Genomic DNA, 12394 nt, shown 5'->3' on the forward strand with positions numbered 1-12394 from the left:
AATGAAGAAAACTTATAACTATACATATATTTTACTAGCAGTAATTTTTGTGATGACTGCATGTTATAAAGAGACCCCAATGTTTATAAAAGCGGATTTTGAAACTTCTTTTGTTAATGATGATGAATCTGTACCTGTACAAATAAGTATTCGAAACAAAACAGAAGGGGCAGATACTTACGAATGGACTTTTGAAGGAGCCACAGTTACTTCATCAACAGATAAAAATCCAGGAGGTATTGAATATACGAAAGCAGGAACATATACAATAACATTAAAAGTCTCCAATGTTGATGGTTTGGAAGAGACCTTAACAAAAGAGATTACAGTTGTAGAAGGAATAGACATACAGTTCTCAACAGAAACAATTAAAAGTAATTACCCACCGGTAGAAGTTAAATTAACAAATAATACAGTTGGAGAAAACTTAACCTATCAATGGACTTTTGAAGGAGGAAAACCAGCAAAGTCAACAGATAAAAACCCTACAAATATAGTATTTGAAGAACCAGGAAAACACCGTATACAAGTTGCGGTGTCAAACGGTTTTGAAACAATAACCAAAGAAGAAATCATAACAGTTTTACCTGATATAGATATAGACTTTGATTGGGAAGTCGATTTTTTTGATGATGATTATCAAGCTCCAGTAACTATTACCTTACAAAATAAAACAACCGATGCTATAAGTTATCAATGGACTTTTGAAGGAGGAGCACCTAGTAAAAGTATAGAAGAGAATCCAGAGGTTACTTTTCAAAATATAGGGACATATACAATCAAGTTGATTGCTTCTAATGGGAAGACAGAAAAGATAACAACAAAAACTATACAGGTAAAACCAAATACTAATTTAAGAACATTTACAGATGTTAAGTTAGGAATCAACTCTGCTCATAGTAACAATAATGTGGGAGCCTTTTTTTCAACAGAATTAAGGAAAACATTTACTGCAAATGAAGTTACTACAGAAAATGGATATAAAATAGATCTCGTTTTTCTGGGACTTAGTAATGGTTTTACTTATAATAAATTTCTGTCACCAACTGAAGCAGGTTCCAATGGTTTTGTATCAATACCTAATGCACAACAAACTAAATTAATTAACTCTCAAGAAAGTTGTAGCTGTGGGGTAAGTTTTAGTGTTGCTCAATTTGATGCAATGAACAATGACACTCCTTTACAAACTATAACAATTACGGAAACTCCAAACGGATTATTACATTTTGATAATACTATGAAACCAAGAATTGTACTGTTTCAAACTGTTGATGGAAGAAAAGGAGCTATAAAAATAAAGGAGTTTGTAGATAACGGAAGTAATTCATACATCCTTTGTGATATTAAAGTTCAAAAATTGCCTTAGAATGAATGTATCGAAATTAAAATATAGATTAAAACAATCATTGTTTTTTTATTGCTTATTGCTAGTTGTAGGAGTATATGCGCAACGTTATCCAGTACAAGTAACACAAACTATTATTCCACCATATTCAACAAAATTAAGTGATTATGCAACGGCAAGCGATGTTAAGTTTCGTTTAAACTTACTATTAACCGATGTGGTAGCTAATAACAAGCAAGTACGATTAAAGCTACATATCAAAGGGAATGGTTTTGATATTCAGTCAACAGATTTTGTTGCGGGAGCTTCACAAGTGATTTTGAATGGGGGAGTACTACAGCAGTTTACAAATATCGATTTAGCGGCTTATTTTCAACCTAATAATTTAATAGGCATTTCGCCTCAACAGTATAACAAACCTTTACCAGAAGGAATGTATTCTTTTTGTTGGGAAGTGTATGATGCGTATACAAATCAACAATTAAATCATCCTACAGCGGGTTGTTCTAATGTGTATTTAGTACTAAACGATCCACCGTTTTTAAATTTACCTTATAAAGGAGATCAAATTGTGGCGCAAGATCCTATGAATATTATTTTTCAATGGACGCCAAGACACACCAATGCTACCAATGTATCCTATGAGTTTGAATTACGAGAATTATGGGATACGCAAGTAGATCCGCAAGCAGCTTTTTTAGCGTCACCTAATTATTATTCAGAAACTACCTATACAACAACGCTGTTATATAATATAGGAAAACCTACCTTATTGCCTAATAGAAGATATGGTTGGCGGATTAAAGCGAAATCTACTACAGGAGTTAGTGAAAATTCCATTTTTAAAAATGATGGTTATAGTGAAATTTATTACTTTACCTACACTAATGCCTGTTACCCACCAACTTTTGTATTGTCAGAAGTAGTAGCCAAAGATCGTATTAAACTTACTTGGCAAGGGCACCCAGACCATAAAAAATACCATGTACAATATAAAAGAGCAGATATACCCGATGCTGAATGGTTTGAAGTATATACTTATAACACACAAGCACAAATAAGTAATTTACGAGAAGGAAAAACGTATATGTTTCGAGTAGGAGGTACTTGTAATGAACTGACAGATTTTGACCAAAACTATTCGTACAGTCATATGAGTCAGTTTACCATGCCTGCTAAAGATGAAATGGGGAGTAGCTATAACTGCGGAATTATTCCAGAAATACAAATTGATAATAACGATCCTCTAAAAAATATAGGAATCAATGAAACCTTTACAGCAGGTGATTTCCCTGTAACTGTGAAACAGATACAAGGAGGAAACGGAACCTTTACAGGAGTAGGATACATTGTAGTTCCTTATTTGGGAGACACTAAAATAGCGGTAACCTTTGATGCTATAAGTATTAATACCGACTATCAATTGATAGAAGGTGTGGTAAAAACGACTTACGACCCAACTTGGGGAGATGTAGAAGATACCAATGACTGGACGCAAGGTGGAACTGGAAATTCAGAATCAACTGAGGTAGATTTTCCAGTTTCAGATGTCCAGATAGATCCGAATGGAGATATATTAGTTATAGGAGAAAACGGAGAAGTAGTAGAGCTACCGGGAGGTGAAGATATTGTAATAACTGATAGTAACGGACAAGTTTGGGCGGTTGATGAAGAAGGTAATGTAACTCCACAAGGAACACAAGCGGAAGGAGGAGCTAGCAATCCAGAAAACACCAATGGTGTTAATAACAATGGTCAAGCTACTGCGATATCAGCCAAAGGAGTAATAGTAACCTTTAAAAAGGCATCCAATAGTAAATATGGGTTTGATAGCTACGAAAGTAACTATAGTGCTACGAAAGATTTATATAAAAAATTAGATAACAATTATTATGTACCCTACAAAGCTGTTGCAAAAAATGATACAGAAACTATTGTAGCGAATTTAGCTATTACAGACAGTAAGATTAAACCTCAAGATATTGTTTTTAAAACAAAAGACGGAGTAGCTATTACAAAAATAGATAGCACAGCTACTTCTTATACCTTACAATTAAAAGGTGTTTTTGACGATGCTGAAATAGAAACACAGGCCTTAGTAAAACAAGGAACTAAATATGAGGTTGCAGGTGCTTTTATACAATACCAAGCAACTCCTAAAAACGTAAAAGTAGTAGTAGTAAATACCTCTAATACTACTATACGTACAATAAAAGAATTGTTACAAAACATATATCAACAAGCAATGGTAAACCTTACCATTACTGAAATTAACGATTTTAAAAACGATTTAGAAACCTTAGCTCCTGATGGAATCATACAAAGTGGAGAGAGTGGTTTTGCAGCACAATATACCGAACAACAACGTCAAATAAATAATAAACTAAAACAACACTCACAATACCAACAGGATGCTTACTATTTGATTGTAACAGACAAAATACCTTCTTCTACTAGCGAAAAAGGTTTAATGCCTTTAGGTAGGCAGTTTGGGTATGTGTATACTACCAACTGTTCAACTGCTGAATGTGTTGCATTAACTGCTGCTCACGAGTTAGGACATGGAGCCTTCCAATTAAAGCACCCGTTCTCTTCACAGAGTTATCAATATGCACAAAAAGCTACCAATTGGTTACTTGACTATAAAGACGGAACAAAACTTCCTTTTGTACACTGGCAAGCCATACACAATCCTAAATTACGTATAGGAATTTTTGATAAGGATGGAGAAGGAGAGCAATCATTTGAAGAAGACCCTATTACTCAAATGCTACAAAACTTGAGTAAAAATTCAGGATATAAGCATTTTGCTATAAAGCATTGTAAAGAATGTAAAGAGAGTCCTATTAAAGAAAAGTTTGATAGTCCATACCTAAGAATTGACCAAACAAAATTATCTTCTAGTCTACAAGAATATGTTAAAATAGGCTTAAAAGAAAATGAAGAAGGTAACTTAACAGGTTATCAACTTATTGCGGATGGAAAAGATAAACAGTGTGTTATTTTATATTATCAAAGTGGTGCAAAATTAGGAGGTGAAGATAGTTATATAAAAACACCTCATAATAAAGATATTTCAGAAGGACTTTGGCTGATAGATATAGAGTATCAAGAAGAAATTAATTGTTCTTCACAAGGTAGAGATTTAGATTTTTGTACTTCTGTACAAAGTACTACTGATTTTAATTTTTCAGAAAGTTACTTAAAGAATTTATACCAAGCTGTTAGTTTGTGTATTGAAGATGATAGCCAGCAAAGTATAGCCGAAATAACCGATTTACTAAAAAACTTGCAAAAGCAAGTAAGAACAAAACAAGGAGTACAATTTGCACAAAACGGAAAAGTATATCAATTAAATACAGATGGAGAAGCAATTGTAGTACAAAATGAATTAACTGATGAACAGATAACCAAAGGAGAATGGGAAGGGAACGATGAAGTAAAAATGCGTTTTACTATTAATAGTAAAAACCTTCTAGAATTAAAGGCTTTTGGGTTTAAGAAAGACTTACCACTAGCTTCTGGTAAAGAGGCAAGTTTAATAGACTTAGCAAATCATATAAAAGAAAAAAGTAATACTTTTTTTACTGAATATACAGTAAGGAATGCTAAGGTTACACCTCAACAATTAGGAAAGAATTTAAATGACGGTAGCACCTTTGCTGACGGAGATCAATTGAATATAGATAATGAATCGTCATTTGTAAAGATTACTTCAGAAGGAATAGGAATTGTAACAACCTTGTTAAAAAAGGCTGAAGTAGAAAAAAATGTTTACTTAGAAAAGGAAAAAGAAAAAACTACAATACACGCTCCAGGTTTGGTAACTGGTACAGTAGAAGCGGGAGTAACAGCTGTTACAGATATTACCAGTATGTGTGTAATGGTTTATGACTTAGCTACTGACAAAAAAACAAGAAAAGAAGCGTATGATGGCTTTGTACAACTAAAAACTAAAGTACAAGAAAATAAGAAAACGATAATACCAATTTTTATAGATGTATTGTCGGCGGCTGTTTCAGGTAATAGTACAGCAGAATGGAAAAAAATTAAGGATCCTGATACTGATAAAGGAGAAAAAAGTCATTTAGGTTCACGAGGAGTAGTTACCACAGTAAAAACAGTAATTGCTGGAGCATATTTTGTTAAAGAACTTCCTAAAATTACAGATGATTTAATTGCTGCAATAAATAAACTAGATTTAGACAATCTTTTAGGAAGTGTTAGTAAAGAAGTTAGAGAAGCTTTCTTGAAAAAAATAGAAGGTTTAGGAGATTTAAAAAATAAATTTATAGATGACTTAACTCAGTTTCCTGAAAATTTAAAAGACTTTGTCGAAAATATAGATTTAATTGATAGTTGGAAATCATTTTCAGATTTACCTGACACAAAAATGTGGGTAAGACAGAATCCGGAAATCCTTAAAAAGATTCAAGGTTTGTCGGATATCGAAACTAGAAGATTAAAAGAGATTTATAAAAATTTAAAACTTCCTCCAAAAGCACCAGGTCCTCCTCCTTTTAAAATAGATGTAACCCTTAACGGAAAAGTAATTAGTGTAAAATATAATAAATATGGTTTCCCTGAGTTCGACAAGGTAACAACTAGAATTACTACACCTGATGGTAAAGATTTTATGCAGAGTTACCCAAATCAGTGGAATCATAAAAATGTTCCAAAAGATCTACGTGAAGCTTCTAACTGGGCACTGCAACATTTTCCTGAAGGTAGAGTGAGGCGTTCTAAAACAAGAGGGGGTAAAACGTCATACGAAAAGATAGATTTATTAGACAATGATGGAAATTGGGTTACACAAACTTGGCACCATCATGAAAATGGGAGAGACTTGTTTCCTGTTCCTTCAGAAGTTCATAATTTTCGTGAAGGAGGTCTTGATCACAGTGGAGGAAATACAATAACTAATGGAAGTATTGATGATATAGATGTTAGTTTAAAAGATTTTTTTGATTATATACCTATTTTTAATAAGTAAAATAAATATTTATGTTAGTTGATAAGAATAAAAATAAGTTTTTACAGTTTAGAGAGCGACCAGTTAATCTTGATAAGATTGAATCTGAGTACAATTGTAAATTTCCGCCTGTATATAGAGCCTTTATAACTTCATTTCTGCCTTATTTTGGGAACATTACTTTTATGAGTCCCGAATCTAATCAAGAAGAAGATTTTACAAGCTTTATATATTCTAGTATTTCTAAAAATGATTACAGTATTGATGATGATGAATTATCGTTTGAATGTTTTATTGAGCCTGATGAATTATTTGAAAATTCATCTACTATAGAATATGTAAGAAGAACTGGGCTTTTGCCAATTAGTTATCACGGTTTTAATGGAGGGCTGTTAGTCGGTTTAAAAGATGATAATCTAGACAAAATTTATTTCACACATGATTCTGAGGAAATTAAATTTATAGCTAATAATGTTTTTGAGTTAATTGAAAAAATACATATAGTAACAGTTTTATATGATCATCCAAACCTTGATGTAAATAAACTTTATAAAAATTGGGGGGAAGATTTTTGGCGTATAAGAAATAGAGAATAACATGCATTAATTTTTATAATTGAGAAATAAACTAAAATGTCTTTATAAATCCTAAAAAAAACAAAGTAGTTCTGGTTTCCCACATTCAGGAGGAGATGCTTTAATTGAAGAAGAGTTAAAAGGTATTTTTGATTCACCAATATTTAAATAACAATTATGAAAACAGGTTTAGATTTATTGAAAAGCCGTCCTTTAAAAGAAAAAATTGATTTTTCAAGAATTGAAAAGCAATATGAGGTAATTGTTCCACCAGTGTATAAAATTTTTATAGAGTCTTTTAAATGGGATGAAACATTAATCAGAGAACATTTTTTTTATTACTATCCAGAATTAGTAGGTGGTGAGGTTACTTTTCCATACGAAAATTTAGAAGATGCCTTAATATCCACTTTAAGTTCATCTGATGAGGAAATATTGAATAGGAAATTAATATTATTAGCATCAAATGGGTATGGGTTTTATGTAGGCACACAAGGAGAAGAAAAAGACAAAATCCTAACAAAAATAAAGTCTTTAGAAGATAGCTTTATAGTGGTTGCAGATAATATTTTTGATTTTCTTAGGGGAATTACTGATAATTTATCAGATTCAGCTGATTCGGTCGAGGAGTATAGAAATTTTATGATCTCACTTGGTTATGAAGATGAAGATTTAGAAGATGAAATAGAAGATTGGAAAAACTATAGAGGTTTTTGAGTTGCTCATTATTAAATGAATTGATATGATAAGCTATCTAAATAAAGATTACGCTACATTTTTAAAATTTAGAAAAGAGTCTTTAAGCTTAGACTTGTTAGAACAAGAGTTTAATTTAAGACTTCCTCCAATATTTAGAGCGTTTGTTCAAAATTTTGAAGGTATAATAGGTGATGTTTACTTAGATGAGAATAATGAGTTACAAACTTTAACTTATTATAAATATGAAGCTCATGAAATAAAAAACATGGACTTAATGTTTACCGATTTTTTAGACATTGAACAAGTTTTTGAAAGTTATAATAATAATGATATTTGGTTTGATAACGGGGTTGTTCCAATAACTGAGCATGACCATGGAGGAACTATATTATTAGGAATACGTGAAGAAAATCAAGACAAGTTATATTTTGAATATAGTAATGGGTTGGAGTATATAGAAAATAATATATTTTCTTTTTTAAAGAATTTAAAATTTGTTTTTGATTATGATGAGGTAAAAGAAAATATATATATATGAACTGGGGAGAGAATTTTTGGAGAATAAAAAAATAAGAATTTAATGAATTGTTAGAGTACTCGCTAATAACCAATGAAGAATTAAAAGAAGAGGGGCAACCATGGAATACCCTAGTAATAAAATCCCCGCTAGCGCGAGCATCTTGCTCGTGACGGAAAGGAAATAAGGAGAAATAAGGAGAAATAAGGAAAGAGTAAAAAATAGAATATAAAAATGAGTAGAAAGTATAAATTTCATAACGAATCAGCAGTATACTTTATAAGTTTTGCTACAGTATATTGGTTAGATATTTTTACTCGACAAGTGTATTTTAATGTTTTAGAAGAAAGTATAGAATATGGTATGACAAAATGGGACATAAAGTTATGGATATTAACGGAAAGCATCATGATGGACTGTTAAATCTTATCATGTTAGAAGGATATACTAAGCCTAATGGAATTAAACCTGCTATGGGGGTGCATGCCAACCATGATAAGTATAACACAGCATTGATAAATTTCTTTAACGACCGTTGGAATACACATATTGATAATTTTAAAAATGAAGAAAGAGCAATGAAACAATTTGGCAGAGAGGTGATAAAAGTTCAGAGTGAACTTCAAAAATTATTGTTAGAAAAATGCGTAATAGGCCATATTGATACCAATGGAAAATGGATACGTACGAAAGTAGATGACCTAATTACAGAAGATATTTTGGAATCAATGTTATAATAATCTAAAAGATGAAATTTTTTAAATTTAAGAGCAGTACCTTTCAATGGAGTATTAACATATACCAAGAAGATTATGGAGATATTATTGCTCCAATGAATGATAATATTTGGATAAAAGATGAAGTTTTACCTTTAAAAATGAGGTTAATAGATTCATTTGAAAATTTTGAGGCATGGCAAGGAGAAACTCCCTTTGTAGATGTATTAAGATGGTATACGAATTTAATGACAGCAGATGTAGAACCTACTGAAGGAACTAATTTACTAATGAGTAGAAAGGTAAAAGAGGTTATAGAAAAATATAATTTACCTGAACATCGTTTTTATCCTGTAATACTTCACTGTAAAGAGCTTCAACAAACAAATGAAGAATATTTTTTATTTCATGCGGTAGTTGAAAATGCTATAGTGGGAGATGATATTATAGACTACCCAAAATGTACTTTTGTAGAAATAACTCAAGATTCAGAAGGGAATAATGTGCCTGTCAAAATTTACCCAGAGGGGTTTATAAAGTCGTCTAACGAAAAGATAGATATACAGGTTGGAGATATAGAGCTTTTAGGAACATATGAGGTTACTTATGGTAGTCAAACATTTACTGAATTAAATGAACTAAAATTTAAAAATAAGGTGTATAAATACGATTATGATGTACTATGGGGATTATCAGGACTTTTATATATCAGTGAAGAAATAAAAAACGAGTTAGAAGCTGTTGGTATTACCAATGGACATTTTTACGAAATGCCCGAGAATATAATACGTTCTTTTGAATATAAGTAAATGAATAATAGTTAGAATGTAAGCTTAATTTTGTTTAAGGGGTTAATATGCCTTATAAATTAATACAAATATTAGGTTAATAAGCATGTCAATTGGGAAGGGAAACAATTAGGGGTAAAAAAAAATATTAGAGAAGAAAAAGAAGTATTGAAAAGGGGGAAACAGTACATATTAGTAAGCTTACTATGTTTAGTAAGTAGCATAAGTTTAGCACAAAATTTAGATATAGAGTCCATTACAAAATCTACTAAGGTTAAAGTAAGCGGTAATGTCAATGCCAATATGGTGTATTACAATGCAAATACCCGTAATGCACGTATTCCGTTTACGTATTTTTTACAAGGAACAGTGAATGTAAGTTGGTTGAGTTTTAATATCCCTTTTACCTATAGCTTTTCTAATCAAGGAGATAATTTTGACTATCAATTGCCTTTTAAGTTTAATAGGTTGAGCTTACACCCAAAATACAAATGGATACAAGCGCATATAGGAGATGTTACTATGAATTTTTCACCCTATACCTTAAACGGACATCAATTTACAGGGGGAGGTGTAGAGTTAACTCCTAACAAGCCAATAAAGTTCAGTGCCATGTATGGTCGTCTATTAAAAGCAACAGAAGATGATGGTAATCCACAAACCTTACCAGCTTTTAAGCGTACAGGATATGGAGCAAGAGTAGCTTGGGAAAAGCCGAATTATAAGTTAGGACTAATAGGTTTTTATGCAAAAGATGCTGAAAACTCTATTGCAGCAATACCAGAAGAAAGAAATATAAAACCTAAAGAAAACCTAGTAATAAGTCTTACGGGAGAAACTACCATTGCTAAAAAGTATACAATAAGGGCAGAATATGCCTCAACAGCCATTACACAAGATTTAAGAGCAGATAAAAGTAGTAACGCCGCTAACAATTTAGCAGGGTTTTTGTTTAATAACCGTACATCAACAGAATATTATAATGCGATTAAAGCAGATTTAGATGTAAAATTAGGACAAATGAAAGTTGGTTTGGGCTATGAACGTATTGATCCTAATTATGAAACCTTAGGAGCCTATTATTTTAATAATGACTTTGAGAACATCACACTAAATATGGCTCGATCATTATTTAAAAACAAGTTGAACTTATCGTTTAATATAGGATACCAAAGAGATAATTTAAATAATCAAAAAGCACAATCTACAGGGAGAAATATAGGGAGCGTTAATGCAACGTATCAGATGACAGATGCGATTACCTTATCAGGAATGTATTCTAACTTCACCACGTTTACGAACAAAAGTTTAAATCAGTTTGATGACATTAACGACAACGATTTAACTGATGAAGAACAAGAAGCATTAAATTTTAAGCAACTGTCACAAAATGCCAATATAAACTTGAATTGGATGTTGGTTAAAAAGAAAAATGTTACACAGAATGTTAATCTAAACTATTCATTAGCATCTTCAGCAAATAAAGAGAATGGTATTATTAGAATTGGTCAAGCAAATAATTTTCACAACGGAAATGTAGTTTATACATTAGGATTTCCTGAAAAAGCGCTAACAATTTCGCCTTCACTTAACTACAATTATAGCGATATCGGTAGAGATGATAGCAAAGCATACGGAGCGTCTTTAAATATGAATAAACTATTTTTTAAAAACATATTAAATACCACTCTAGGAGCTTCGTATAATAGTAATGTAAACAAAGAAATTACAAGTAATGTTTTAAATTTTAGGGCAAGTGCTTCTACAACTATTGCACAAAACCATAATTTAAATTTAAATGCAATACAGTTGTTTAGAGAAGCTACACAGCAAGAAAAACTAAGTGAATTAACTATAACTTTTGGTTATAGTTATAGCTTTGGCTTGAAAAAACCGAAATTCAAATTTGGAAAAAGAGAAAGAAATAAAAAAGTAAAAGAATTTTCATTCTCGTATAAAGAGCATACTTTTAGTGGAGAACACTCTAAAATTACCTTAGAGATTAAACAGTTATTAAATGATCCTGTTTTTGCAAGTATAAAAAGTATAGAAAAAGTAAGAAATGATTTAAATTTATTAGAAACAGATGTCGTAAATAATGAAAATGTAAGTAATAAACATTATAAGAAAGCAGCAGTAAATTATTTAGACTATTTATATAAACACAAAGACTTTATAAATACGTATCATAAGTTAGCGTTTAAAAGTTTAAAGAAGCTTTACGAACAAGCAGTCTTACTAGATGAAGAAGTAAAAGCAAGTTATAATCGTTTACTGCACTTGATGAAACAGGAAGCGAAAAGAGGAAACTTCATATCTAAAAGTGATAAAAAAGACTTACAGACTAGAAAAATAAAAATGGAGGCGCATCAATGGATGCAGTCAGAATTACAAAAGTTAACATATCAGGACGTTGTGGCTAATAATGGAATCCTCAATGAGTTTAAAAATAATCATATATCAACTATTTTTAAAATGATAGAAGAAAAGAAAACAGAAGAGCAAATTGAAGACTTTTTAGCTTTAGAATTTGCTAAATTCTATCATAAAAAAAGTATTAAGAAACCGCAAAGGTAATTTTTTATTTGGTGAGCTTAGTTAAGCTAGATATATGGTGATGCATTCTTTTAAGAAAAAGAAGCTAATCAAAGAAAGAACTATCCCTATTATACCAATGAATAATTTTGAGCTAGTATTTTTGGATTTTCCAATTATAAGTTCCTTAGTATTTTTTTTGTACGCAAAATTTATTTTATGTCTAGTTAATTTAAGTTCTAATGTC

General features: G+C 31.1%; 9 protein-coding genes. All 9 read left to right on the forward strand.

What is annotated here, in order from left to right:
• Nucleotide 1 precedes the first annotated feature (1 nt).
• The 9 genes from ABHQ57_RS06650 (at nt 2) to ABHQ57_RS06690 (ending at nt 12189) form a co-directional block, all read left to right on the forward strand.
• Nucleotides 2-1366, forward strand: a complete 1365-nt coding sequence (locus tag ABHQ57_RS06650) for a PKD domain-containing protein (protein WP_167713444.1) — start codon at nt 2-4, stop codon at nt 1364-1366.
• A gap of 1 nt (nt 1367) precedes the next feature.
• Entirely contained in the window at nt 1368-6338 is a 4971-nt protein-coding gene (locus ABHQ57_RS06655; protein ID WP_167713445.1) for a hypothetical protein, read from the forward strand.
• 11 nt (nt 6339-6349) lie between these two features.
• A complete protein-coding gene (locus ABHQ57_RS06660; protein WP_047789795.1) occupies nt 6350-6913 on the forward strand; it encodes an SMI1/KNR4 family protein in 564 nt (187 codons plus the stop codon).
• A 156-nt stretch (nt 6914-7069) separates the two neighbouring features.
• Nucleotides 7070-7609 carry a hypothetical protein gene (locus ABHQ57_RS06665; RefSeq protein WP_167713446.1) on the forward strand — a complete coding sequence of 180 codons (540 nt, stop codon included), beginning with the start codon at nt 7070-7072 and terminating at the stop codon, nt 7607-7609.
• Nucleotides 7610-7634: 25 nt separating this feature from the next.
• Nucleotides 7635-8129 carry an SMI1/KNR4 family protein gene (locus tag ABHQ57_RS06670; protein ID WP_167713447.1) on the forward strand — a complete coding sequence of 165 codons (495 nt, stop codon included), beginning with the start codon at nt 7635-7637 and terminating at the stop codon, nt 8127-8129.
• Between the two features lie 213 nt (nt 8130-8342).
• Nucleotides 8343-8531: a hypothetical protein gene (locus ABHQ57_RS06675; protein ID WP_082118664.1), complete on the forward strand. Its 189-nt coding sequence runs from the start codon at nt 8343-8345 to the stop codon at nt 8529-8531.
• Nucleotides 8480-8845 (forward strand): hypothetical protein, encoded by a 366-nt coding sequence (locus ABHQ57_RS06680; protein WP_047789793.1) that lies wholly within the window; start codon nt 8480-8482, stop codon nt 8843-8845. Before ABHQ57_RS06675 ends, ABHQ57_RS06680 begins: the two co-directional genes overlap by 52 nt.
• A gap of 11 nt (nt 8846-8856) precedes the next feature.
• A complete protein-coding gene (locus ABHQ57_RS06685) occupies nt 8857-9633 on the forward strand; it encodes an imm11 family protein (RefSeq protein ID WP_167713448.1) in 777 nt (258 codons plus the stop codon).
• A gap of 147 nt (nt 9634-9780) precedes the next feature.
• Complete coding sequence (locus ABHQ57_RS06690) at nt 9781-12189, forward strand: hypothetical protein (protein WP_167713449.1); 2409 nt, start codon at nt 9781-9783, stop codon at nt 12187-12189.
• Nucleotides 12190-12394 lie beyond the last annotated feature (205 nt).

The organism is Tenacibaculum sp. ZH5_bin.1 (assembly GCF_042865525.1).
Classification (GTDB): domain Bacteria; phylum Bacteroidota; class Bacteroidia; order Flavobacteriales; family Flavobacteriaceae; genus Polaribacter; species Polaribacter mesophilus.

What these genes read in the sequence shown, in the direction of transcription:
- ABHQ57_RS06665 (WP_167713446.1), top strand. Translation starts at nt 7,070, where the DNA reads ATGAAAACAGGTTTAGATTTATTGAAAAGCCGTCCTTTAAAAGAAAAA.
- ABHQ57_RS06650 (WP_167713444.1), top strand. Translation starts at nt 2, where the DNA reads ATGAAGAAAACTTATAACTATACATATATTTTACTAGCAGTAATTTTT.
- ABHQ57_RS06670 (WP_167713447.1), top strand. Translation starts at nt 7,635, where the DNA reads ATGATAAGCTATCTAAATAAAGATTACGCTACATTTTTAAAATTTAGA.
- ABHQ57_RS06655 (WP_167713445.1), top strand. Translation starts at nt 1,368, where the DNA reads ATGAATGTATCGAAATTAAAATATAGATTAAAACAATCATTGTTTTTT.
- ABHQ57_RS06660 (WP_047789795.1), top strand. Translation starts at nt 6,350, where the DNA reads ATGTTAGTTGATAAGAATAAAAATAAGTTTTTACAGTTTAGAGAGCGA.
- ABHQ57_RS06675 (WP_082118664.1), top strand. Translation starts at nt 8,343, where the DNA reads ATGAGTAGAAAGTATAAATTTCATAACGAATCAGCAGTATACTTTATA.
- ABHQ57_RS06685 (WP_167713448.1), top strand. Translation starts at nt 8,857, where the DNA reads ATGAAATTTTTTAAATTTAAGAGCAGTACCTTTCAATGGAGTATTAAC.
- ABHQ57_RS06680 (WP_047789793.1), top strand. Translation starts at nt 8,480, where the DNA reads ATGGGACATAAAGTTATGGATATTAACGGAAAGCATCATGATGGACTG.